Origin of the sequence: Klebsiella pneumoniae, assembly GCF_000742135.1 — a bacterium.
In the GTDB taxonomy this organism is placed as follows: Bacteria; Pseudomonadota; Gammaproteobacteria; order Enterobacterales; family Enterobacteriaceae; genus Klebsiella; species Klebsiella pneumoniae.
In genome coordinates, this window is sequence record NZ_KN046818.1 from 1330979 (window position 1) to 1355327 (window position 24349).

Consider the following 24349-nt stretch of genomic DNA (forward strand, 5'->3'; position numbering starts at 1 on the left):
AAATGAAACTCGAGTTTTCAATTTATCGCTATAACCCGGATGTTGACGACGCTCCGCACATGCAGGATTACACCCTTGAAGCGGAAGAAGGTCGCGACATGATGCTGCTGGATGCGCTGATCCAGCTGAAAGAAAAAGATCCGTCGCTGTCGTTCCGCCGCTCCTGCCGTGAAGGGGTCTGCGGGTCCGATGGTCTAAACATGAACGGGAAAAACGGTTTGGCGTGCATCACGCCAATCTCCGCGCTGAATCAGCCGGGCAAGAAGATTGTTATCCGTCCGCTGCCAGGATTACCGGTTATCCGTGATTTGGTGGTGGACATGGGGCAATTCTATGCACAATATGAGAAGATTAAGCCTTACTTGTTGAATAATGGGCAAAATCCTCCGGCTCGCGAGCATCTGCAGATGCCTGAGCAGCGTGAGAAACTCGACGGGCTGTACGAGTGTATTCTGTGCGCCTGCTGTTCGACCTCGTGCCCGTCGTTCTGGTGGAACCCGGACAAGTTCATCGGCCCGGCTGGCCTGCTGGCCGCGTATCGCTTCCTGATCGACAGTCGCGATACCGAAACCAGCGAGCGCCTGGACGGCCTGAGCGATGCTTTCAGCGTATTCCGCTGTCACAGCATTATGAACTGCGTCAGTGTGTGTCCGAAGGGGCTGAACCCGACGCGCGCCATCGGCCATATTAAGTCGATGCTGCTACAGCGCAGCGCGTAAGCAACACGGTCTGTCCCGGATGGCGCTAGCGCTTATCCGGGCTACCAAAGCAGTAGCCCCGGCAAGCGTTAGCGCCGCCGGGGGATATAGCAGGAAATCTTTAAAAACCGCCACAAGATGTACCAGTAATCGAGGCGTTCAGTGCGAGGTAAGGCGGCAACTGAGCGCATCCCCGGGAGCATAGTGAACTATGTGACCGGGGTAAGCGAAGGCAGCCAACGCAACCGCAGCCTGAACGCTGAAGATTAATGGCAGTTTTTAAAGGTTCCTTAGCGGATAGAAACCACAACTCGTCCGCAACAAGTGAACCCCGGCACGTGCACTCGGTGTGCGTGGTAGTTTCTACGGCGAAATAAGCATATGAATGCTTAAGGGATCACGATGCAGAACGGCGCAATGAAAGCCTGGCTGGACTCTTCTTACCTCTCTGGTTCGAACCAGAGCTGGATAGAACAGCTCTATGAAGACTTCTTAACCGATCCTGACTCTGTTGACGCCAACTGGCGTTCAATGTTCCAGCAGTTACCTGGCACCGGAGTTAAACCGGATCAATTTCATTCCAAAACGCGTGATTATTTCCGTCGACTGGCGAAGGATGCCTCACGTTACACTTCTTCGATTTCCGACCCAGACACCAATGTGAAGCAGGTTAAAGTCCTGCAGCTCATCAACGCATACCGTTTCCGTGGCCACCAGCATGCGAATCTCGATCCGCTGGGGCTGTGGAAGCAAGAGAGAGTGGCGGATCTCGATCCGGCCTACCACGATCTGACCGAGGCCGATTTCCAGGAAAGCTATAACGTAGGTTCATTTGCCATCGGTAAAGACACGATGAAGCTGGGCGAGCTGATTGCCGCCCTCAAGCAAACCTACTGCGGCTCCATCGGCGCGGAATACATGCATATCACCTCTACCGAAGAAAAACGCTGGATCCAGCAGCGCATTGAATCGGTAGCTGGCAAAGCGAGCTTTACCGCGGAAGAGAAAAAACGCTTCCTCAGCGAACTGACCGCCGCGGAAGGTCTGGAGCGCTACCTCGGCGCCAAATTCCCGGGGGCGAAGCGCTTCTCGCTGGAGGGTGGCGACGCCCTGATCCCGATGCTCAAAGAGATGATCCGCCATGCAGGCAAAAGCGGCACCCGCGAAGTGGTGCTGGGCATGGCGCACCGCGGCCGTCTGAACGTGCTGGTCAACGTGCTGGGTAAAAAACCGCAGGACCTGTTCGACGAGTTCGCGGGCAAACATAAAGAACACCTCGGCACCGGCGACGTGAAGTACCACATGGGCTTCTCTTCCGATATGGAAACCGAAGGCGGTCTGGTGCACCTGGCGCTGGCGTTTAACCCGTCGCACCTCGAGATCGTCAGCCCGGTGGTTATCGGTTCCGTACGCGCCCGTCTGGATCGTCTGGACGAGCCAAGCAGCAACAAAGTTCTGCCTATTACCATCCACGGCGACGCCGCCGTCACCGGCCAGGGCGTGGTTCAGGAAACTCTGAACATGTCCAAAGCCCGCGGTTACGAAGTGGGCGGTACCGTGCGCATCGTTATCAACAACCAGGTGGGCTTCACGACCTCTAACCCGCTGGATGCGCGCTCAACGCCGTACTGCACCGACATCGGTAAAATGGTGCAGGCGCCGATTTTCCACGTCAATGCGGACGATCCGGAAGCGGTCGCCTTCGTCACCCGTCTGGCGCTTGATTTCCGCAATACCTTTAAACGCGATGTCTTCATTGACCTGGTGTGCTACCGCCGTCACGGCCACAACGAAGCCGATGAGCCGAGCGCAACCCAGCCGCTGATGTATCAGAAGATCAAAAAGCATCCGACTCCGCGCAAAATCTATGCTGACAAGCTGGAGCAGGAGAAGGTGGCGACTCTGGAAGATGCGACCGAGCAGGTTAACCTCTACCGCGATGCGCTGGATGCCGGCGAATGCGTGGTGCAGGAATGGCGTCCGATGAATATGCATTCCTTTACCTGGTCGCCGTACCTCAACCACGAGTGGGACGAGAGCTATCCGGATAAAGTTGAGCCGAAACGTCTGCAGGAGTTGGCCAAACGCATCAGCACGGTACCGGAAGGTATCGAAATGCAGTCCCGCGTGGCGAAAATTTACGCCGACCGCCAGGCGATGGCGGCAGGCGAGAAGCTGTTTGACTGGGGCGGCGCTGAAAATCTGGCCTACGCCACGCTGGTTGACGAAGGTATTCCGGTTCGTCTGTCCGGCGAAGACTCCGGCCGCGGCACCTTCTTCCACCGTCATGCGGTGATCCATAACCAGACCAATGGTTCAACCTACACGCCGCTGCAGCATGTCCATAACGGCCAGGGCCAGTTCCGCGTTTGGGACTCGGTACTGTCTGAAGAAGCGGTGCTGGCGTTCGAATATGGTTACGCCACCGCCGAGCCGCGCACTCTGACTATCTGGGAAGCGCAGTTTGGCGACTTCGCCAACGGTGCGCAGGTGGTGATCGACCAGTTCATCTCCTCCGGTGAGCAGAAGTGGGGAAGGATGTGCGGCCTGGTGATGCTCCTGCCGCACGGTTACGAAGGCCAGGGCCCGGAGCACTCCTCCGCGCGTCTGGAGCGTTATCTGCAGCTGTGCGCTGAACAAAACATGCAGGTCTGCGTGCCGTCCACGCCGGCACAGGTTTATCACATGCTGCGTCGCCAGGCGCTGCGCGGTATGCGTCGTCCGCTGGTGGTGATGTCGCCGAAGTCGCTGCTGCGTCATCCGCTGGCGGTTTCCAGCATGGATGAGCTGGCGAACGGCACTTTCCTGCCGGCTATTGGTGAAATCGATCAACTTGATCCGCAGGCTGTGAAGCGCGTTGTGCTGTGCTCTGGTAAGGTTTACTACGACCTGCTGGAACAGCGCCGCAAAAACGAGCAAAAAGATGTCGCTATCGTTCGTATCGAGCAGCTCTATCCGTTCCCGCATCAGGCGGTGCAGGAAGCGCTGAAAGCGTATGCGCACGTGCATGATTTTGTCTGGTGCCAGGAAGAGCCGCTCAACCAGGGCGCATGGTACTGCAGCCAGCATCACTTCCGTGAAGTGATTCCGTTTGGGGCCTCTCTGCGTTATGCAGGCCGCCCGGCCTCCGCCTCTCCGGCGGTAGGGTATATGTCCGTTCACCAGAAACAGCAACAAGATCTGGTCAATGACGCGCTGAACGTCGATTAATTAAAGGATACACAATGAGTAGCGTAGATATTCTGGTTCCCGACCTGCCTGAGTCCGTAGCTGACGCAACCGTCGCCACCTGGCACAAAAAACCGGGCGACGCGGTCGTCCGTGACGAAGTTCTGGTCGAAATCGAAACTGACAAAGTGGTACTGGAAGTACCGGCATCAGCGGACGGCATTCTGGATGCAGTGCTGGAAGACGAGGGCGCCACCGTCCTGTCTCGCCAGATCCTTGGCCGCCTGCGCGAAGGCAACAGCGCAGGTAAAGAAAGCAGCGAGAAAGCCGATGCGAAAGCGTCCACTCCGGCGCAGCGTCAGCAGGCCTCTCTGGAAGAGCAGAACAACGACGCGCTGAGCCCGGCGATCCGTCGTCTGCTGGCTGAACACAACCTTGACCCAGCGGCCATCAAAGGCACTGGCGTCGGCGGCCGTCTGACCCGCGAAGACGTTGAGAAACATCTGGCGAAAGCCCCGGCGCCGGCAGAAGCCAAAGCGCCAGCCGCCGCCCCGGCAGCCGCGCCGGCGCCGCAGCTGGGCCACCGTTCGGAAAAACGCGTCCCGATGACCCGTCTGCGTAAACGCGTAGCCGAACGTCTGCTGGAAGCGAAAAACTCTACCGCCATGCTGACGACCTTTAACGAAGTCAACATGAAGCCCATCATGGATCTGCGTAAGCAGTACGGTGAGGCGTTCGAAAAACGTCATGGCATCCGCCTGGGCTTTATGTCCTTCTACGTGAAAGCGGTAGTGGAAGCGCTGAAACGCTATCCGGAAGTGAACGCTTCCATCGATGGCGACGACGTGGTGTACCACAACTACTTCGACGTCAGCATGGCCGTATCCACTCCGCGCGGTCTGGTCACCCCGGTTCTGCGTGACGTCGACCTGCTGGGCATGGCGGATATCGAAAAGAATATCAAAGAGCTGGCAGTGAAAGGCCGCGACGGCAAGCTGACCGTAGACGACCTGACCGGCGGTAACTTCACTATTACCAACGGCGGCGTCTTCGGCTCCCTGATGTCCACGCCGATCATCAACCCACCGCAGAGCGCTATTCTGGGTATGCATGCCATTAAAGACCGTCCGATGGCGGTCAATGGCAAGGTAGAGATCCTGCCGATGATGTACCTGGCGCTCTCCTATGACCACCGTCTGATCGACGGACGTGAATCGGTAGGCTTCCTGGTGGCGATTAAAGAGCTGCTGGAAGATCCGACCCGTCTGCTGCTGGACGTGTAGTCAGCAAGCGTATTACCTACCGTAGGCCGGATAACACGCGTTAGCGCCGTTATCAGGCCTACAGGTTTAAAGATAATTACACCCTGAAGGATGGACTGAACACATGAACTTACATGAATATCAGGCAAAACAACTTTTTGCCCGCTATGGCTTACCGGCGCCGGTGGGTTATGCCTGTACTACTCCGCGTGAAGCAGAAGAAGCCGCTTCAAAAATCGGCGCGGGTCCGTGGGTAGTGAAATGTCAGGTTCACGCTGGTGGCCGCGGCAAAGCGGGCGGTGTGAAAGTAGTTAAGAGCAAAGAAGAGATCCGCGCATTTGCCGAGCACTGGCTGGGCAAACGTCTGGTGACCTATCAAACAGATGCGAACGGCCAGCCGGTTAACCAGATCCTGGTTGAAGCGGCGACCGATATTGACAAAGAGCTGTACCTGGGCGCGGTTGTTGACCGTAGCTCCCGTCGCGTGGTGTTCATGGCGTCTACCGAAGGCGGCGTGGAAATCGAGAAAGTGGCGGAAGAGACCCCGCACCTGATCCACAAGATCGCCATCGATCCGCTGGCGGGCCCGATGCCTTACCAGGGTCGTGAACTGGCGTTCAAACTGGGTCTGGAAGGTAAACAAGTTCAGCAGTTCACCAAGATTTTCATGGGTCTGGCGACCATTTTCCTTGAGCGCGACCTGGCGCTGATCGAGATCAACCCGCTGGTGATCACCAAGCAGGGCGACCTGATCTGCCTCGACGGCAAACTGGGCGCTGACGGCAACGCGCTGTTCCGCCAGCCGGATCTGCGCGAAATGCGCGATCAGTCTCAGGAAGACCCACGTGAAGCGCAGGCGGCGCAGTGGGAACTGAACTACGTCGCGCTGGACGGCAACATCGGCTGCATGGTTAACGGCGCAGGCCTGGCGATGGGTACCATGGACATCGTTAAGCTGCACGGCGGCGAACCGGCTAACTTCCTCGACGTAGGCGGCGGCGCGACCAAAGAGCGCGTGACCGAAGCGTTCAAAATCATCCTCTCTGACGACAACGTTAAAGCGGTGCTGGTTAACATCTTCGGCGGCATCGTGCGTTGCGACCTGATCGCTGACGGCATCATCGGCGCGGTAGCGGAAGTAGGGGTTAACGTTCCGGTTGTTGTACGTCTGGAAGGTAACAACGCCGAACTGGGCGCGAAAAAACTGGCTGACAGCGGCCTGAATATTATTGCAGCGAAAAGTCTGACGGACGCAGCACAGCAGGTTGTTGCCGCAGTGGAGGGGAAATAATGTCAGTTTTAATCAATAAAGATACCAAGGTTATCTGCCAGGGCTTCACCGGTAGCCAGGGGACCTTCCACTCTGAACAAGCGATCGCTTACGGTACGCAAATGGTTGGTGGCGTGACGCCAGGCAAAGGCGGCACCACTCACCTGGGCCTGCCGGTGTTCAACACCGTGCGCGAAGCCGTTGAAGCGACCGGCGCGACCGCGACCGTGATCTACGTTCCGGCGCCGTTCTGCAAAGATTCCATCCTGGAAGCGATCGACGCGGGCATTAAGCTTATCATCACCATCACCGAAGGTATCCCAACGCTGGATATGCTGACCGTGAAGGTGAAGCTGGACGAAGCGGGCGTGCGTATGATCGGCCCGAACTGCCCGGGCGTTATCACTCCGGGCGAGTGCAAAATCGGCATCATGCCAGGTCACATTCACAAGCCGGGTAAAGTGGGCATCGTTTCCCGTTCCGGCACCCTGACCTATGAAGCGGTTAAGCAGACCACCGACTACGGCTTCGGCCAGTCTACCTGCGTCGGTATCGGCGGCGACCCGATCCCGGGCTCCAACTTCATCGATATCCTGAAGATGTTCGAGGAAGATCCGCAGACCGAAGCGATCGTCATGATCGGTGAGATCGGCGGCAGCGCGGAAGAAGAAGCGGCTGCTTATATTAAAGATCATGTCACTAAGCCGGTTGTCGGCTACATCGCGGGCGTTACCGCGCCGAAAGGCAAGCGTATGGGCCACGCGGGCGCTATCATCGCCGGCGGTAAAGGTACAGCGGATGAGAAATTCGCAGCGCTGGAAGCGGCGGGTGTGAAAACTGTTCGCAGCCTGGCCGACATCGGCGAAGCGCTGAAAGCTATTATCAAGTAAACCCTCTCTGCTTGTCCGCAAGCAGAAATCTGTCCGATTTCGACATGGTTGGCCACCGTCAGGTGGCCTTTTTTGTGACCGTTATCCCGTCTCGTCAGAACCGCAGCGCCAACAACGAATTGATTTTCTGCGAAAAGCCCTATCTATCATATTGATTTAATTTATTATTTAATAAGTATTTTCGATGCGCTGTACTGGCTAAAAAATATATCCCGGCTGTACCGTAGGGAAACAAAAGCGGCAGCGAAAAAGCGTGGGGCAGGGGATAAGGAAGAAGATAAAATACTGTGAGCGGTCTAACATTATTCGGATCGGTTCCTTTTTTTTGTTTTTTTTCCACGACGTTAAATAATATTACCTATGATTCTCATATCTCTCTTTTTAGTAACTGGAAAAGCCATAGTTTAAACACTTAATTAACATTAAGTTCACCAATATTCTTTATTGGGCTACATAATTAACACATAGAGTAAAAATTGATTTATATCAATACTTAATCCTTGGAAAAATCCCTCAAAAAACGTTAAATTGTCTCAAGTCAAATTGGCTGAATTCAGCCATCTTCACTATATATTGATCACCGTCGAAAAATGTAAAACTGGAACAATAAAAACATATTTATTGTAAGGTTATTGCGGCGTAATATATTGGGGAATCAATTGGGTTTTTCGTTAACGTATTTGTAACCTTACCCTGGCATGGTTTTACCTTCGATTGAAACCTGCTGTGGACGGGCGACAAATAAATTTGTATTGGGGCATGCGTATGAGCCAGAGCTTCTCGGTTCATTTTCGGAGTCTTCATGCGATGAGCAAGGAGTCATGATGTTAGATATAGTCGAACTGTCGCGCTTACAGTTTGCCTTGACCGCGATGTACCACTTCCTGTTTGTGCCGCTAACGCTCGGTATGGCGTTCCTGCTGGCCATCATGGAAACGGTCTACGTCCTTTCCGGCAAACAGATTTATAAAGATATGACCAAATTCTGGGGCAAGTTGTTTGGTATCAACTTCGCGCTGGGTGTGGCGACCGGTCTGACCATGGAGTTCCAGTTCGGGACTAACTGGTCGTATTACTCACACTACGTGGGCGATATCTTTGGTGCGCCGCTGGCCATTGAAGGTCTGATGGCCTTCTTCCTCGAATCCACCTTTGTAGGTCTGTTCTTCTTCGGTTGGGATCGTCTGGGCAAAGTTCAGCACATGGCCGTCACCTGGCTGGTTGCGCTGGGTTCCAACCTCTCCGCGCTGTGGATCCTTGTCGCCAACGGCTGGATGCAGAACCCTATCGCATCGGACTTCAACTTCGAAACCATGCGTATGGAGATGGTCAGCTTCTCTGAACTGGTGCTCAACCCGGTCGCCCAGGTGAAATTCGTTCACACTGTGGCGTCGGGCTATGTCACCGGCGCGATGTTCATCCTGGCGATTAGCTCCTGGTACATGCTGAAAGGTCGCGACTTCGCCTTTGCCAAGCGCTCCTTTGCCATCGCAGCCAGCTTCGGTATGGCGGCGATCCTCTCCGTTATTGTGCTGGGTGACGAATCCGGTTACGAAATGGGTGACGTGCAGAAAACCAAACTGGCGGCTATCGAAGCAGAGTGGGAAACCCAGCCTGCGCCGGCGGCCTTCACCCTGTTTGGTATTCCCGATCAGAATGCGCAGACCAACCACTTTGCGATCCAGATCCCCTACGCGCTGGGCATCATTGCTACCCGCTCGGTGGATAAACCGGTTATCGGCCTCAAGGATCTGATGGTTCAGCACGAAGAGCGTATCCGTAACGGCATGAAAGCCTACGCGCTGCTGGAACAGCTGCGCGCCGGTTCAACCGATCAGGCCGTGCGTGACCAGTTCAATAACGTGAAGAAGGACCTCGGTTATGGCCTGCTGTTGAAGCGCTATACCCCGAACGTCGCTGACGCCACGGAAGAGCAGATCGCCAAAGCGACCAAAGACTCCATTCCAAGCGTCGCACCGCTGTACTTCGCCTTCCGTATCATGGTGGCGTGCGGCATCCTGATGCTGCTGATTATAGGCGCCTCCTTCTGGAGCGTGATCCGTAACCGCATCGGCGAGAAAAAATGGCTGCTGCGCGCCGCATTCTACGGCCTGCCGCTGCCGTGGATTGCCGTGGAGTCGGGCTGGTTTGTTGCCGAATACGGCCGTCAGCCGTGGGCGATTGGTGAGGTCCTGCCGACGGCGGTGGCTAACTCATCATTAACCGCGGGCGATCTGATCTTCTCAATGTTGCTGATCTGCGGTCTGTACACGCTGTTCCTGGTGGCTGAACTGTTCCTGATGTTCAAGTTTGCCCGCAAAGGACCTAGCAGCCTGAAAACCGGCCGCTATCACTTTGAACAGTCCTCTGCGGCTATTCAGTCGGCACGCTAAGACAGGAGTCGTCAAATGATCGATTATGAAGTATTGCGTTTTATCTGGTGGCTGCTGATTGGCATTCTGCTGATTGGTTTTGCCGTCGCCGACGGGTTCGACATGGGGGTGGGCATGCTCACCCGCTTCCTCGGCCGCAACGACACCGAGCGTCGGATTATGATCAACGCCATCGCCCCGCACTGGGACGGTAACCAGGTGTGGCTGATCACCGCCGGCGGCGCGCTGTTCGCTGCCTGGCCGATGGTTTACGCCGCGGCGTTCTCTGGCTTCTATGTGGCGATGATTCTGGTGCTGGCCTCGCTGTTCTTCCGTCCGGTCGGTTTTGACTACCGTTCCAAGATCGAGGACACCCGCTGGCGCAACATGTGGGACTGGGGCATCTTCATCGGTAGCTTCGTGCCGCCGCTGGTGATTGGCGTGGCCTTTGGCAACCTGCTGCAGGGCGTGCCGTTCCACGTCGATGAATACCTGCGTCTGTTCTATACCGGTAACTTCTTCCAGTTGCTGAACCCGTTTGGTCTGCTGGCCGGTATCGTCAGCGTGGCGATGATCCTGACTCAGGGCGCCACCTACCTGCAGATGCGTACCGTAGGCGAACTGCACCTGCGTACTCGCACCGTTTCCATGGTGGCGGCGCTGGTGACGCTGGTCTGCTTCGCGCTGGCGGGCGTGTGGGTCTACTACGGCATCGACGGCTATGTGGTGAAATCGGTGATTGACCATACCGGCCCGTCTAACCCGCTGACCAAGGAAGTGGTACGTGAAGCTGGCGCGTGGATGGTGAACTTTAACAATATGCCAGCGCTGTGGGCGGTGCCTGCCCTGGGCGTGGTGTTGCCGCTGCTGACCGTCGTTTCGACTAAAGCGGATAAAGGTGCCTGGGCATTCCTGTTCTCCTCGCTGACCCTGGCCTGCATCATTCTTACTGCCGGTATCGCGATGTTCCCGTTCATCATGCCGTCCAGCACCATGCTGAACGCCAGCCTGACAATGTGGGACGCGACCTCCAGTCAGCGGACGCTGAACCTGATGACCTACGTGGCGATTGTTTTCGTGCCGATCATTCTGGCCTACACCAGCTGGTGTTACTGGAAGATGTTTGGCCGCATCACGCGCGAAGACATCGAAAAGAATACCCACTCGCTGTACTAAGGTAAGGAGCTATATATGTGGTACTTCGCATGGATTTTGGGAACGCTTCTTGCCTGTGCTTTTGGGGTCATTACCGCGCTGGCGCTTGAGCACGTGGAAGCCACCAAAGCCGGGAAGAAAGAAGAAATCTGATGAAATTTATCGCTACTCTGTACGCGATAATGGACAAGCGCCCGCTCCGGGCGCTTTCCTTATTGATGGCGCTGCTGCTGGCTGGCTGCATTTTCTGGGATCCGTCGCGCTTTGCGGCGAAGACCAGCGAGCTGGAAATCTGGCATGGTTTCTTGCTGATGTGGGCGGTTTGCAGCGGCGTTATTCACGGCGTGGGCTTTCGCCCGCGTGCCGTTCACTGGCAGGGGATTTTTTGTCCGCTTATCGCTGATATCGTGCTCGCTTTAGGTCTCTTCTTTTTCTTCTTTTGAATAAGAGATCTCTGTTAATGCTATGGGCTTGCATAAGCCCATAAAAATTTACGCCCCGTTTACTTTCCCCCATTCCAAACCACCTTTCCCGCGCGTATAGTAGCGAAGTTTGAAAGCTCTAACCTTTTTTTGCATTACCGGGATGTAAAGTGAATACAACGCTGTTTCGATGGCCGGTTCGGGTCTACTACGAAGATACCGATGCCGGTGGTGTGGTTTACCACGCCAGTTACGTCGCTTTTTATGAAAGAGCACGCACAGAGATGCTGCGCCACCATCACTTTAGTCAACAGGTGCTGTTGGCTGAACGCGTTGCCTTCGTGGTTCGCAAAATGACGCTGGAGTATTTTGCCCCCGCCAGACTCGACGACATGCTCGAAGTCCAGACGGAAATTACCTCGATGCGCGGCACCTCTTTGGTTTTCACGCAGCGAATCGTCAACGCCGAGAATACAGTGTTAAACGAAGCTGAGGTTCTCATTGTGTGCGTTGATCCACTCTTAATGAAGCCACGTGCGCTTCCCAAGTCTATTGTCGCGGAGTTTAAGCAGTGACTGACATGAATATCCTTGATTTGTTCCTGAAGGCGAGCCTTCTGGTAAAACTTATCATGTTGATTTTGATTGGTTTTTCTATCGCTTCCTGGGCTATCATTATTCAGAGAACGCGTATCCTTAACTCGGCCGCGCGTGAAGCTGAAGCGTTCGAGGACAAATTCTGGTCCGGGATCGAGCTCTCTCGTCTGTACCAGGAGAGCCAGGGGCGTCGCGATAACCTGACCGGTTCGGAACAAATCTTCTACAGCGGTTTCAAAGAGTTTGCACGCCTGCATCGGGCTAACAGCCATGCGCCGGAAGCGATTGTCGAAGGGGCATCGCGCGCGATGCGTATTTCGATGAACCGCGAACTGGAAACGCTGGAAACCCATATTCCGTTCCTCGGCACCGTAGGCTCGATCAGCCCGTATATCGGTCTGTTCGGTACCGTCTGGGGGATTATGCACGCCTTTATCGCCCTTGGCGCGGTGAAGCAGGCCACCCTGCAGATGGTGGCGCCAGGTATCGCCGAAGCGCTGATCGCCACCGCGATTGGTCTGTTCGCCGCGATCCCGGCGGTCATGGCGTATAACCGCCTGAACCAGCGCGTGAACAAGCTTGAACTGAATTACGACAACTTTATGGAAGAGTTCACCGCTATTCTGCACCGTCAGGCCTTTACCACCAGCGAAAGCAATAAGGGGTAAGCCATGGCCAGAGCACGTGGACGCGGACGTCGCGAACTGAAGTCCGAGATCAACATCGTTCCGCTGCTGGATGTCCTGCTGGTGCTGCTGCTGATCTTTATGGCAACGGCGCCGATCATTACGCAGAGCGTGGAAGTCGATCTGCCGGACGCCACGGAATCGCAAGCGGTGAAAAGCAATGACGATCCGCCGGTGATTGTGGAAGTCTCCGGGGTAGGGCAGTACAGCGTGAAGGTGGGGCAGGAGACGCTATCCCAGCTGCCGCCGGAGCAGGTAATTGCCGAAGCGAAGCGTCGTCTTGAAGCCAATGAAAAAACGGTATTCCTGATCGGCGGTGCGAAAGACGTCCCTTACGATGAAATTATTAAAGCGCTGAACCTGTTGCATAGTGCAGGGGTTAAATCGGTCGGCTTGATGACCAAACCTATTTAATCGCTTCAGGTAGGTGCGTCCGCGCGGCGTCCGGTGGCGGGTATCGCTCGCCGTCGGTGCGCATCGCGGATACAGGCGAACAGTTTTTGGGAACCGATAGTGTCAAAGGCAACCGAACAAAACGACAAGCTTAAACGAGCGATCATCATTTCAGTCGCGCTGCACATCATTCTGATCGCGCTGCTGATCTGGAGTTCGTTTGACGAGCATCTGGATGCCTCTGCCGGCGGCGGCGGCGGATCGTCGATTGATGCCGTCATGGTCGATCCGGGGGCGGTGGTAAATAACTATAACCGTCAGCAACAGCAGCAGGCCAGCGCACGTCGCGCCGCTGAACAGCGTGAAAAACAGGCGCAGCAGCAGGCGGAAGAGTTACGTGAGAAACAGGCGGCGGAACAGGAACGGCTGAAACAGCTCGAACAGGAGCGGCTGCAGGCGCAGGAAGCGGCGAAAGAAGCGAAGGAGCAGCAGAAGCAGGCTGAAGAAGCGGCTGCCAAGGCCGCCGCGGCGGCAAAAGCCAAAGCGGACGCACAGGCAAAAGCCAAAGCGGACGCACAGGCAAAAGAAGCGCAGGAAGCCGCTGCCAAAGCGGCCGCCGAGGCGAAAGCGAAGGCGGATGCCCAGGCGAAAGCGGCAGAACAGGCGGCGGCCAAGGCGGCTGCTGACGCGAAGAAGCAGGCCGAAGCCGCTGCAGCGAAAGCCGCTGCCGAGGCGAAGAAACAGGCGGAAGCTGAAGCGGCGAAAGCTGCGGCCGAGGCGCAGAAGAAAGCGGAAGCGGCGGCTGCGAAGAAAGCGCAACAGGAAGCGGAGAAAAAAGCCCAGCAGGAAGCGGCTAAGCAGGCGGCAGCTGAAAAAGCGGCTGCTGAGAAAGCTGCCGCGCAAAAAGCGGCCGCCGAGAAAGCCGCAGCCGCTGAAAAAGCGGCGGCAGCGAAAGCGGCTGCAGCAGAGAAGGCTGCAGCTGATAAAGCGGCCAAGGCGGCAGCAGCAAAAGCCGCGGCGGCGAAGAAAGCGGCGGCTGCGAAAGAAGCGGACGGCGTAGACAACCTGCTCGGCGATCTGAGTTCTGGTAAGAATGCGCCTAAAACAGGCGGTGGGGCCAAAGGAAACAATGCCTCCGCTGCCGGGAGTGGTAATACTAAAAACAGTGCCTCAGGGGCTGATATCAACAACTATGCCGGACAGATAAAATCGGCGATTGAAAGTAAGTTTTATGACGCATCGTCCTATGCGGGCAAAACATGTACCTTGCGTATCAAACTTGCTCCTGACGGCCTGTTGTTAAATATACAGTCCGAAGGTGGTGATCCTGCTCTGTGCCAGGCCGCTCTTGCCGCAGCCCGACAGGCTAAGTTTCCGAAACCACCTAGCCAGGCAGTATATGAAGTCTTCAAAAATGCGCCACTGGACTTCAAACCTCAGTGACATTTTTCCCCGTGCAAACGGGGAAAAACAATCTATGGTAGTCACAGGGTTTTGGTAGTTTTGTATATTTGAGTTTGTTAACATTCTGCTAAATTATCGTGGGCTTTCCGCCCGGATAAGGGAGATATGATGAAGCAGGCATTACGAGTAGCATTTGGTTTTTTAATGCTGTGGGCGGCGGTGCTGCACGCAGAAGTACGTATCGAGATCACCCAGGGGGTGGACTCGGCGCGCCCTATCGGCGTGGTACCGTTCCAGTGGGCCGGCCAGGGCGCTGCGCCGGAAGATGTCGGTGGTATCGTGGCAGCTGACCTGCGCAACAGCGGTAAATTCAATCCGCTGGATCGCTCTCGTCTGCCGCAGCAGCCGACCAGTGCCCAGGAAGTGCAGCCTGCTGCCTGGTCTGCGCTGGGTATTGACGCCGTAGTCGTCGGCCAGGTCACGCAAAATCCGGATGGTTCTTATCAGGTTGCGTATCAACTGGTGGACACCGGCGGAGCGCCGGGCACAACGCTGGCGCAAGGTTCTTTTAAAGTCACTAAGCAGTACCTGCGCTATGCGGCGCACGCGGCCAGCGACGCGGTATTTGAGAAGCTGACCGGCATCAAGGGCGCCTTCCGTACCCGTATCGCCTACGTGGTGCAGAAAAACGGCGGCCAGTACCCTTACGAACTGCGCGTGTCCGACTACGATGGTTACAACCAGTTCCTGGTTCACCGTTCCTCCCAGCCGCTGATGTCCCCGGCCTGGTCTCCGGACGGTTCTAAACTGGCCTACGTTACCTTTGAAAGCGGTCGTTCTGCGCTGGTGGTTCAGACCCTGGCGAACGCCTCTGTGCGTCAGATCGCCTCCTTCCCGCAGCACAACGGCGCCCCGGCGTTCTCACCGGATGGTTCTAAACTGGCGTTCGCGCTGTCGAAAACCGGTAGCCTGAACCTGTACGTAATGGATCTGGGATCCGGTCAGATTCGTCAGGTGACCAACGGTCGCAGCAACAACACCGAACCAAGCTGGTTCCCGGACAGCCAGAATCTGGCCTTCACCTCTGACCAGGCAGGTCGTCCGCAGGTATATAAAGTCAACATTAATGGCGGCACGCCGCAGCGTATCACCTGGGAAGGTTCTCAGAACCAGGACGCCGACGTGAGCGCGGATGGTAAAACCATGGTAATGGTCAGCTCGGCCGGCGGTCAGCAGCACATTGCCAAACAAGATCTGGAAACGGGTGGTGTACAGGTTCTGTCATCAACGTTTTTAGACGAAACGCCAAGTCTGGCACCTAACGGCACTATGGTAATCTACAGCTCTTCTCAGGGGATGGGATCCGTGCTGAATCTGGTTTCTACAGATGGGCGTTTCAAAGCGCGTCTTCCGGCAACTGATGGACAGGTAAAATCGCCTGCCTGGTCGCCGTATCTGTGATAATAAATAATTGATTATTAAAGGAATCAAAGAAATGCAACTGAACAAAGTGCTGAAAGGGCTGATGATCGCTCTGCCGGTTATGGCAATCGCGGCATGTTCTTCTAACAAGAACGCCAGCAACGACCAGAGCGGTGAAGGCATGCTGGGTGCCGGCACTGGTATGGACGCTAACGGTAACGGCGGCAACATGTCTTCTGAAGAGCAAGCTCGTCTGCAGATGCAGCAGCTGCAGCAGAACAACATCGTTTACTTCGATCTCGACAAGTACGATATCCGTTCTGACTTCGCTGCTATGCTGGACGCGCACGCTAACTTCCTGCGCAGCAACCCGTCCTACAAAGTGACTGTAGAAGGTCACGCGGATGAGCGCGGTACGCCGGAATACAACATCGCTCTGGGTGAGCGTCGTGCTAACGCCGTTAAGATGTATCTGCAGGGCAAAGGTGTTTCTGCCGATCAGATCTCCATCGTTTCTTACGGTAAAGAAAAACCAGCAGTACTGGGTCATGACGAAGCGGCATATGCCAAAAACCGTCGCGCCGTACTGGTTTACTAAGAGAATTGCATGAGCAGTAACTTCAGACATCATTTATTGAGTCTGTCGTTACTGGTTGGCATAGCGGCCCCCTGGGCCGCTTTTGCTCAGGCGCCAATCAGTAGTGTCGGCTCAGGCTCGGTCGAAGACCGCGTCACTCAACTCGAGCGTATTTCCAATGCTCACAGCCAGCTTTTAACCCAACTCCAGCAACAACTCTCTGATAACCAGACTGACATTGATTCTCTCCGCGGGCAGATCCAGGAGAACCAATACCAGCTGAATCAGATCGTTGAGCGCCAGAAACAGATTCTGCTGCAGATAGATAGTTTGAGCAGCGGTGGCGGCGCAGCATCAGGTGCGCAGGCTCCGTCGTCTTCTGGCGATCAGAGCGCGGCTGCCACCAGCGCAGCGCCAGCGGCCACCTCAGGCGCCCCGGCGATGACCGGCGATGCGAACACCGATTATAATGCCGCTATTGCCCTGGTGAAGGATGCCTCACGCCAGGATGACGCGATGGTGGCGTTTCAAAACTTCGTCAAAAAGTACCCGGATTCAACCTACCAGCCAAACGCTAACTACTGGCTCGGGCAGTTGAACTACAATAAGGGGAGAAAAGACGACGCGGCGTTTTACTTCGCTTCGGTGGTGAAGAACTACCCGAAATCGCCAAAAGCGCCTGACGCGATGTTTAAAGTCGGCGTGATCATGCAGGACAAAGGTGATACCGCGAAAGCGAAAGCGGTTTACCAGCAGGTGATCAATAAATTCCCCGGCACCGACGGTGCGAAACAAGCGCAAAAACGACTTAATGCTCTTGGTTGATTACGGCATGACCAGAAATCGCGTTATTTCTGGTCTTGTCGCCTGAATCGCCAGCAGTTAAGTGATCTTTATCGAAATTTTAGTTGCGCTGAATTCTGAAATCAGTAATATATGCCGCCGTTGCCAAGGGATATCAAACAAGCCCAAAGCAATGCCAGAGTGGGTCGTTAGCTCAGTTGGTAGAGCAGTTGACTTTTAATCAATTGGTCGCAGGTTCGAATCCTGCACGACCCACCAATCGTTCTGGTGGAACGCGATAGTAAAACGTGAAGGATAACGTTGCGTCAGCAACGGCCCGTAGGGCGAGGCGAAGCCGAGTCATCCTGCACGACCCACCGCTTAGTAGTATCCAGCGTAGTATCGGGTGATTAGCTCAGCTGGGAGAGCACCTCCCTTACAAGGAGGGGGTCGGCGGTTCGATCCCGTCATCACCCACCACCGGGTCGTTAGCTCAGTTGGTAGAGCAGTTGACTTTTAATCAATTGGTCGCAGGTTCGAATCCTGCACGACCCACCATCTTTAACATCGAACGTCGGTGTTAAACGTGAAGGATAACGTTGCTTCAGCTACGGCCCGGAGGGCGAGCGAAGCGAGTCATCCTGCACTCCAATCATTTTTATGATGGGGTAGGTGGACGCAGTATCGGTAGTATCCAGCGCAGTTTCGGGTGATTAGCTCAGCTGGGAGAGCACCTCCCTTACAAGGAGGGGGTCGGCGGTTCGATCCCGTCATCACCCACCACTCGGGTCGTTAGCTCAGTTGGTAGAGCAGTTGACTTTTAATCAATTGGTCGCAGGTTCGAATCCTGCACGACCCACCAATTTCAGCATTTAACTCAGATGCTGAACGTGAAGGATAACGTTGCGTCAGCAACGGCCCGAAGGGCGAGGCAAAGCCGAGTCATCCTGCACGACCTACCAATTTCTGAATTGGTGTCGAGTGAAATTATTCAGGTAGTACCAGAGCGGGTCGTTAGCTCAGTTGGTAGAGCAGTTGACTTTTAATCAATTGGTCGCAGGTTCGAATCCTGCACGACCCACCAATTTCAGCATTTAACTCAGATGCTGAACGTGAAGGATAACGTTGCGACAGCAACGGCCCGAAGGGCGAGGCGAAGTCGAGTCATCCTGCACGACCCACCATCCTGAATGATGGCAGCAGTAAAATCCCGCAAGGGGTCGTTAGCTCAGTTGGTAGAGCAGTTGACTTTTAATCAATTGGTCGCAGGTTCGAATCCTGCACGACCCACCAATGTAAAAAGGCGCCCTAAAGGCGCCTTTTTGCTATCTGCATTTTCCCTGCCACTCATCAATGTTAATAATTTCTTAATTCATCATTTTCCCACGGTCACGCTGCGCTTACCGTGCCTGCACAGGATACGAACCGGTCGTTCGGGCAGATGCGCAGCACCGTCCCCGGGAAAAGGGTCTGATGTACAAAATTCATCACGACTTTTAGCTCGTAATCGGCTATCTTGTTTAGCATATAAAACACCATGACCGTGTTAAGCCGCCGAAAGGCCATACAGACGGTTGTAGAGTTAAGCCAGTAAAACGAGATTGCATGATGAGCGTAATGTTTGATCCTGAAACGGCGATTTATCCTTTCCCTGCTAAACCGCAGCCGCTGACCGTCGACGAAAAGCAGTTTTACCGCGAAAAAATCAAGCGCCTGCTGAGCGAGCGCGATGCCGTGATGGTGGCGCATTACTACACCGATCCTGAAATTCAACAGCTGGCGGAAGAGACCGGCGGCTGTATCGCCGACTCGCTGGAGATGGCGCGCTTTGGCGCCCGCCATTCGGCCTCCACGCTGCTGGTCGCCGGGGTGCGTTTTATGGGGGAAACCGCCAAAATTCTCAGCCCGGAAAAGACCATTTTGATGCCGACCCTGAACGCCGAGTGTTCATTGGATCTGGGCTGTCCGATTGAGGAATTCAACGCCTTTTGCGACGCCCATCCTGACCGCACCGTCGTGGTCTATGCCAATACGTCCGCCGCGGTGAAGGCCCGCGCCGACTGGGTGGTGACCTCCAGCATCGCCGTGGAACTCATTGACCATCTGGATAGTCTTGGTCAAAAGATCCTCTGGGCGCCGGACCGCCACCTTGGGCGTTACGTTCAGCGTCAGACCGGCGCAGACGTGCTGTGCTGGCAGGGGGCGTGCATCGTGCACGACGAGTTTAAAACCCAGGCGTTGATGCGGATGAAGGCTCTGCATCCCGAAGCCGCCGTGCTGGTCCATCCCGAGTCGCCGCAGGCGATCGTTGAGATGGCCGATGCCGTAGGCTCCACCAGCCAGCTGATTGCGGCGGCGAAAAGCCTGCCCCAGCGCCAGCTGATCGTGGCCACCGATCGCGGTATTTTCTATAAAATGCAGCAGGCGGTGCCGGAGAAAACGCTGCTGGAAGCGCCCACAGCCGGCGAAGGGGCGACCTGCCGCAGCTGCGCGCATTGTCCGTGGATGGCGATGAATTGCCTGAAAGCCATTGCCGAGGGTCTCGAGCAGGGCGGCGCTGAACATGAAATCCATGTCGACGAAGCGCTGCGAACCGGCGCATTAATTCCCCTTAACCGGATGCTGGATTTTGCGGCTACACTACGGGGATAACCTATTGTCGCGTCGCCAGACGCTGAGGGGAGGAAATGGATTTTTTTAGCACGCAGAATATTTTAGTACATATACCCATCGGCGCTGGGGGGTACGATCTCTCCTGGATAGAGGCCGTGGGGACGATTGCCGGGCTGTTGTGTATCTGGCTGGCGAGCCTGGAGAAGATCAGTAACTATGCTTTCGGGCTGGTCAACGTCACGCTGTTCGCCATCATCTTCTTTCAGATCCAGCTGTACGCCAGCCTGCTGCTGCAGCTGTTCTTTTTTGCCGCTAACGTTTACGGCTGGTATGCATGGTCGCGACAAAGCAGCAACCATGAGGCTGAGCTGCAGATCCGCTGGCTGCCGCGCAGCAAAGCGCTGGGCTGGCTGGCGGCCTGCGTGGTAGCGATCGGCTTGCTGACCCTGTTTATCAACCCGTTCTTTGCTTTCCTGACGCGGATCGCGGTCAGCCTGATGCAAGCGCTCGGTTTGCAGGTCACTATGCCGGAACTGCAGCCGGATGCTTTCCCGTTCTGGGACTCCTGTATGACGGTGCTGTCGGTGGTGGCGATGATCTTAATGACCCGCAAGTATGTTGAAAACTGGCTGCTGTGGGTGATCGTCAACGTGATAAGCGTGGTGATTTTTGCCCGTCAGGGCGTCTATGCCATGTCGCTGGAATACCTCTTGCTGACGTTCATTGCGTTGAACGGCAGCCGGATGTGGATAAACAGCGCGCGTGAGCGAGGTTCTCACGCGTTTTCTGGCTAATGGTGGTGGTGATGATCGTGCCCGGCGTGCATCGTGTTGAGATGGCACTCCGGGCCGCTGCAGGGCTGGTACTCCATCTGCACCGTGGCATGCGCAATTTCATATTTATGTTCCAGGAAATGCAGGATGCGGTTGAGTAACGCGTCATGATCGTGCGGTGGAACGACCTGTACATGGAGCGTCATCACCGGTTTTTCCCCCACCAGCCAGACGTGGACGTGGTGAACATCGCGTACCTCCGGGATAGAGCGACGGATATCCCGCTGCAGGGCCGCCACATCCAGCGAACGCGGCGCGCCTTCCAGCAATTCATTCAGACTCTCTTTCAGTAATCGCCAGGCACTACGTAATACCAGGCAGGAAACCAGCACGGAAAGAATCGGGTCGACAGGCGTCCAGCCGGTGGTGAGGATCACCACGGCCGCCACGATCGCGCCGACCGAGCCCAGCAGGTCGCCAAGCACGTGTAGCGCTGCGGCGCGTACGTTAAGATTCCGCTCCTCGCTACCCCGATGTAGGATCCAAAACGCCAGCACGTTGGCCAGCAGACCGGCGACTGCAATGACCATCATCGTCACGCCGGCTACCGGCTGCGGATGCTGGAAGCGCTGAATCGCCTCCCAGACAATCAGCATGGTGATCACCACCAGAGCAATAGCATTGAGAAACGCCGCCAGGGTGGTTAAACGCAACCAGCCAAAGGTATGGCGGGCATTTGGTGGGCGGCTGGCGAAGCGAACCGCCAGCAGCGCAAACAGCAGAGCGGCGGAGTCGGTGAGCATATGGCCGGCATCCGCCAGCAGGGCCAGCGAGCCGGAGATCGCGCCGCCGACGGCTTCAATCAGCATAAAGCCGGCGGTGACGATAAACGCCCATAGCAGCCGGCGGGCGTTGCTGTTATCCGGAGCCTGGACAGAGGAGTGCGAATGCGAGTGCGCCATAGTGTCGTCCCTTAATAGTTATCATTATTACGCTATGACATCATAAACAGAGAGCGATAAAAAACGAAGAAAAGGCGAGACCGGCTCGCCTTTTCTTCGATCTGCCCACCTCATATGTTACTGGGTGGTGCCATCGGTTTTGCTGTTGTCTTGGGTCGTATTGCCGCCGTTGTCCAGTTTTTTACCGGTGTCCGGACAGCGGCCGTCTTTACACATCGAGTTTTTATGTACCTCATCGCTCGACATATTATCCTGGGTCATCGTCGAGCCCGTGCTGCCCCCAGAGCCAGAGTTGATCTGACTATTGTCCACGTTGTTCGGCGCCACGTTCTCACGGGCATCCGGCGCCACCTGACCGGCATCCGCGGAAGAGTTGGCCTGGCCATTATTGGACTGGGCGCCGGTGTCTGCCGCCAGGGCCGCGCCGCTGGCAAGACCTAAGGTGGCGGTGAGCAAAAGGGTCGTCAGTTTTTTCATATTCATCGGATACTCCTGTTAAGCCGGGAAGGGGAAATGCGCTTCCCGCGGTGAGTGTGCCAGGGATCTGACTCGCTATGGTTTAAGACTCCGCAGACGATCGCAGTGTCACTATATAATCCTGAAACGTAAGACTTAATTAGCTTTAACAGTTAAATATTGTAGTTCATGAGCCTGGCTTCGCTACTTTATGGCGTATTTTTGCCTATTTCCAGGATTATTCCATCACTACTGTAAAATCACGTTTACACTATTTCAGCGAAGAGATAGATTGGAGGGATTGCATTTCATTGAATAAGTATGGCAACGCTGGAAAGAAGATGAATTATCAGAACGACGATTTACGCATTAAAGAGATCAACGAATTATTACCTCCCGTTGCGCTCCTGGAAAAATTCCCTGCTACCGAAAATGCTGCAAACACCGTTGCACATGCTCGCAAAGCGATCCATCAGATCCTCAAAGGCGACGATGACCGTCTGCTGGTGGTGATTGGGCCTTGTTCTATTCACGATCCGGCAGCGGCGAAAGAGTATGCCGCCCGCCTGCTGACCCTGCGCGAGGCGCTGAAGGGCGAGCTCGAGATCGTCATGCGGGTCTATTTTGAAAAACCGCGCACCACCGTCGGCTGGAAAGGGCTCATCAACGATCCCCATATGGATAACAGCTTCCGCATCAACGACGGGTTGCGCATCGCGCGCAAACTGCTGCTGGACATTAACGACAGCGGCCTGCCGGCGGCGGGGGAATTCCTCGATATGATCACCCCGCAGTATGTCGCCGATCTGATGAGCTGGGGCGCCATTGGCGCGCGAACCACCGAATCCCAGGTGCACCGTGAGCTCGCCTCCGGACTCTCCTGCCCGGTGGGCTTTAAAAACGGTACCGATGGCACCATCAAGGTGGCTATCGATGCGATTAACGCCGCCGGCGCGCCGCACTGTTTCCTGTCGGTCACCAAGTGGGGCCACTCCGCCATCGTGAATACCAGCGGTAACGGCGACTGCCATATTATTTTGCGCGGCGGCAAAGAGCCTAACTACAGCGCGAAGCACGTGGCGGAGGTGAAAATCGGTCTGGCGAAAGCGGGTCTTCCGGCCCAGGTGATGATCGACTTCAGCCATGCCAACTCCAGCAAGCAGTTCAAGAAGCAGATGGAAGTGGGCGCCGACGTATGCCAGCAGATCGCCGGCGGCGAGCGCGCCATTATGGGCGTGATGATTGAAAGCCATCTGGTGGAAGGCAACCAGAGCCTCGAGAGCGGTGAACCGCTGACCTACGGCAAGAGCGTCACCGACGCCTGCATCGGCTGGGAGGATACCGAAACGATCCTGCGTCAGCTGGCGGAAGCGGTGAAAACCCGCCGCGGCTAAGCTACTCCGCGCTAGCGCAGGTCATAAAAAAAGCGTGGAGATTTCCACGCTTTTTTGTTCTCACCAGGAGAAATTACTTCGCTTTACCCTGGTTGGCGACGGCAGCAGCTTTCGCCGCGATCTCTTCCGCATTGCCCAGATAGTAATGTTTGATCGGCTTGAAGTTTTCATCGAACTCATATACCAGCGGTACGCCGGTCGGGATGTTCAGTTCGAGGATCTCGTCTTCGCCCATGTTGTCGAGGTATTTCACCAGCGCGCGCAGGGAGTTACCGTGAGCGGCGATGATCACGCGCTCACCGCTTTTCAGGCGCGGCAGAATGGTTTCGTTCCAGTAAGGCACGACGCGGTCGATAGTCAGCGCCAGGCTTTCAGTGGTCGGCAGTTCGGCGTCGGTCAGTTTTGCATAGCGCGGATCGTGGCCCGGGTAGCGCTCGTCGTCTTTGGTCAGCTCCGGCGGAGTGACAGCGAAGCCGCGACGCCACTGTTTAACCTGCTCGTCACCATATTTCTCAGCGGTTTCCGCTTTGTTCAGGCCCTGCAGCGCGCCGTAATGACGCTCGTTCAGCTTCCAGGATTTCTCAACCGGCAGCCAGGCCTGATCCAGTTCGTCCAGCACGTTCCACAGGGTGTGGATGGCACGTTTCAGCACGGAGGTATAAGCAAAATCAAAGCTGAAGCCTTCAGCCTTCAGCAGTTTACCCGCTGCTTTCGCTTCGCTAACGCCTTTCTCGGACAGATCCACGTCGTACCAACCGGTGAAGCGGTTTTCGTTGTTCCACTGGCTTTCGCCATGACGAACCAGTACCAGCTTAGTTACAGCCATTCTCTCACTCCTCTCTACACGCCATCCCTCGCGCCGCGAACGGTGCGCTGAATGTGATGGTGTATGTGTTATTGATTGATAACTATTCTCATTATATTGCCGTGATTTGGCGCACGGCAATGCTTATCCCTAACCATAGCGAAAATAGTGGCGCAGTGTAAGGTGCTTGTAATACACAGGTTATTTTTTTGTCCTTTGGTGACGGAAAATAGAGCAGGTTGCTGAAA

23 protein-coding genes and 7 tRNA genes are annotated in these 24349 nt (G+C 55.6%); 26 read left to right on the forward strand and 4 right to left on the reverse strand.

Annotated elements, in window-relative coordinates; genetic code table 11:
* Nucleotides 1–2 precede the first annotated feature (2 nt).
* From sdhB to DR88_RS18685, 23 genes are all read left to right on the forward strand, one after another.
* On the forward strand, nucleotides 3–719 hold the full coding sequence (gene sdhB, locus DR88_RS18795; protein WP_002894954.1) for a succinate dehydrogenase iron-sulfur subunit SdhB: 717 nt from the start codon (nucleotides 3–5) through the stop codon (nucleotides 717–719).
* 381 nt (nucleotides 720–1100) lie between these two features.
* A complete protein-coding gene (gene sucA, locus DR88_RS18790) occupies nucleotides 1101–3908 on the forward strand; it encodes a 2-oxoglutarate dehydrogenase E1 component (protein ID WP_004147623.1) in 2808 nt (935 codons plus the stop codon).
* Nucleotides 3909–3922: 14 nt separating this feature from the next.
* On the forward strand, nucleotides 3923–5149 hold the full coding sequence (odhB, locus tag DR88_RS18785) for a 2-oxoglutarate dehydrogenase complex dihydrolipoyllysine-residue succinyltransferase (RefSeq protein WP_004142209.1): 1227 nt from the start codon (nucleotides 3923–3925) through the stop codon (nucleotides 5147–5149).
* Nucleotides 5150–5252: 103 nt separating this feature from the next.
* A complete protein-coding gene (sucC, locus tag DR88_RS18780) occupies nucleotides 5253–6419 on the forward strand; it encodes an ADP-forming succinate--CoA ligase subunit beta (protein ID WP_002895039.1) in 1167 nt (388 codons plus the stop codon).
* Nucleotides 6419–7288 (forward strand): succinate--CoA ligase subunit alpha, encoded by an 870-nt coding sequence (gene sucD, locus DR88_RS18775; RefSeq protein ID WP_002895043.1) that lies wholly within the window; start codon nucleotides 6419–6421, stop codon nucleotides 7286–7288. The genes sucC and sucD overlap by 1 nt, the downstream gene beginning before the upstream one ends.
* A gap of 824 nt (nucleotides 7289–8112) precedes the next feature.
* Entirely contained in the window at nucleotides 8113–9681 is a 1569-nt protein-coding gene (gene cydA / locus DR88_RS18770) for a cytochrome ubiquinol oxidase subunit I (protein WP_002895047.1), read from the forward strand.
* 15 nt (nucleotides 9682–9696) lie between these two features.
* Nucleotides 9697–10836: a cytochrome d ubiquinol oxidase subunit II gene (cydB, locus tag DR88_RS18765; protein WP_002895049.1), complete on the forward strand. Its 1140-nt coding sequence runs from the start codon at nucleotides 9697–9699 to the stop codon at nucleotides 10834–10836.
* A 15-nt stretch (nucleotides 10837–10851) separates the two neighbouring features.
* Nucleotides 10852–10968, forward strand: coding sequence for a cytochrome bd-I oxidase subunit CydX (gene cydX, locus DR88_RS18760; RefSeq protein ID WP_002895051.1), 117 nt, complete (start codon nucleotides 10852–10854; stop codon nucleotides 10966–10968).
* A complete protein-coding gene (ybgE, locus tag DR88_RS18755; protein WP_002895053.1) occupies nucleotides 10968–11258 on the forward strand; it encodes a cyd operon protein YbgE in 291 nt (96 codons plus the stop codon). Before cydX ends, ybgE begins: the two co-directional genes overlap by 1 nt.
* A gap of 149 nt (nucleotides 11259–11407) precedes the next feature.
* On the forward strand, nucleotides 11408–11812 hold the full coding sequence (gene ybgC, locus DR88_RS18750; protein ID WP_002895056.1) for a tol-pal system-associated acyl-CoA thioesterase: 405 nt from the start codon (nucleotides 11408–11410) through the stop codon (nucleotides 11810–11812).
* Complete coding sequence (tolQ, locus tag DR88_RS18745; RefSeq protein WP_004152221.1) at nucleotides 11809–12501, forward strand: Tol-Pal system protein TolQ; 693 nt, start codon at nucleotides 11809–11811, stop codon at nucleotides 12499–12501. The genes ybgC and tolQ overlap by 4 nt, the downstream gene beginning before the upstream one ends.
* Before the next feature lie 3 nt (nucleotides 12502–12504).
* A complete protein-coding gene (tolR, locus tag DR88_RS18740; protein ID WP_002895061.1) occupies nucleotides 12505–12933 on the forward strand; it encodes a colicin uptake protein TolR in 429 nt (142 codons plus the stop codon).
* A gap of 99 nt (nucleotides 12934–13032) precedes the next feature.
* Entirely contained in the window at nucleotides 13033–14355 is a 1323-nt protein-coding gene (gene tolA, locus DR88_RS18735) for a cell envelope integrity protein TolA (protein ID WP_025861925.1), read from the forward strand.
* A gap of 129 nt (nucleotides 14356–14484) precedes the next feature.
* Nucleotides 14485–15777, forward strand: a complete 1293-nt coding sequence (tolB, locus tag DR88_RS18730; RefSeq protein ID WP_002895066.1) for a Tol-Pal system beta propeller repeat protein TolB — start codon at nucleotides 14485–14487, stop codon at nucleotides 15775–15777.
* A 34-nt stretch (nucleotides 15778–15811) separates the two neighbouring features.
* Complete coding sequence (pal, locus tag DR88_RS18725) at nucleotides 15812–16336, forward strand: peptidoglycan-associated lipoprotein Pal (protein ID WP_002895068.1); 525 nt, start codon at nucleotides 15812–15814, stop codon at nucleotides 16334–16336.
* 9 nt (nucleotides 16337–16345) lie between these two features.
* On the forward strand, nucleotides 16346–17140 hold the full coding sequence (gene cpoB, locus DR88_RS18720; protein WP_002895071.1) for a cell division protein CpoB: 795 nt from the start codon (nucleotides 16346–16348) through the stop codon (nucleotides 17138–17140).
* A 161-nt stretch (nucleotides 17141–17301) separates the two neighbouring features.
* Nucleotides 17302–17377, forward strand: a tRNA-Lys gene (locus DR88_RS18715).
* A 125-nt stretch (nucleotides 17378–17502) separates the two neighbouring features.
* Nucleotides 17503–17578: transfer RNA gene (locus DR88_RS18710), tRNA-Val, on the forward strand.
* 2 nt (nucleotides 17579–17580) lie between these two features.
* Nucleotides 17581–17656: transfer RNA gene (locus DR88_RS18705), tRNA-Lys, on the forward strand.
* A gap of 149 nt (nucleotides 17657–17805) precedes the next feature.
* Nucleotides 17806–17881: transfer RNA gene (locus tag DR88_RS18700), tRNA-Val, on the forward strand.
* Nucleotides 17882–17884: 3 nt separating this feature from the next.
* Nucleotides 17885–17960, forward strand: a tRNA-Lys gene (locus tag DR88_RS18695).
* 146 nt (nucleotides 17961–18106) lie between these two features.
* Nucleotides 18107–18182: transfer RNA gene (locus tag DR88_RS18690), tRNA-Lys, on the forward strand.
* Between the two features lie 133 nt (nucleotides 18183–18315).
* Nucleotides 18316–18391, forward strand: a tRNA-Lys gene (locus tag DR88_RS18685).
* Nucleotides 18392–18487: 96 nt separating this feature from the next.
* Here DR88_RS18685 and DR88_RS29710 read toward each other — a convergent pair.
* Entirely contained in the window at nucleotides 18488–18637 is a 150-nt protein-coding gene (locus tag DR88_RS29710) for a hypothetical protein (RefSeq protein WP_004218635.1), read from the reverse strand.
* Nucleotides 18638–18706: 69 nt separating this feature from the next.
* Between DR88_RS29710 and nadA the strand changes: the two genes are divergently transcribed.
* Both nadA and pnuC read left to right on the forward strand, forming a co-directional pair.
* A complete protein-coding gene (gene nadA / locus DR88_RS18680; RefSeq protein ID WP_025861924.1) occupies nucleotides 18707–19750 on the forward strand; it encodes a quinolinate synthase NadA in 1044 nt (347 codons plus the stop codon).
* A 35-nt stretch (nucleotides 19751–19785) separates the two neighbouring features.
* Nucleotides 19786–20505, forward strand: a complete 720-nt coding sequence (gene pnuC / locus DR88_RS18675; protein WP_004151689.1) for a nicotinamide riboside transporter PnuC — start codon at nucleotides 19786–19788, stop codon at nucleotides 20503–20505.
* Here pnuC and zitB read toward each other — a convergent pair.
* Together zitB and DR88_RS18665 are read right to left on the reverse strand one after the other, a co-directional pair.
* Nucleotides 20502–21446 (reverse strand): CDF family zinc transporter ZitB, encoded by a 945-nt coding sequence (gene zitB, locus DR88_RS18670; protein WP_004147641.1) that lies wholly within the window; start codon nucleotides 21444–21446, stop codon nucleotides 20502–20504. The two genes, pnuC and zitB, sit on opposite strands and share 4 nt — an antisense overlap.
* 117 nt (nucleotides 21447–21563) lie before the next feature.
* Nucleotides 21564–21929, reverse strand: coding sequence for a YbgS-like family protein (locus DR88_RS18665; protein ID WP_020804020.1), 366 nt, complete (start codon nucleotides 21927–21929; stop codon nucleotides 21564–21566).
* Nucleotides 21930–22243: 314 nt separating this feature from the next.
* Between DR88_RS18665 and aroG the strand changes: the two genes are divergently transcribed.
* A complete protein-coding gene (gene aroG / locus DR88_RS18660) occupies nucleotides 22244–23296 on the forward strand; it encodes a 3-deoxy-7-phosphoheptulonate synthase AroG (RefSeq protein ID WP_002895086.1) in 1053 nt (350 codons plus the stop codon).
* Nucleotides 23297–23369: 73 nt separating this feature from the next.
* Here the strand turns inward: aroG and gpmA are convergent, their stop codons facing one another.
* Entirely contained in the window at nucleotides 23370–24122 is a 753-nt protein-coding gene (gene gpmA, locus DR88_RS18655; RefSeq protein ID WP_002895089.1) for a 2,3-diphosphoglycerate-dependent phosphoglycerate mutase, read from the reverse strand.
* Nucleotides 24123–24349 lie beyond the last annotated feature (227 nt).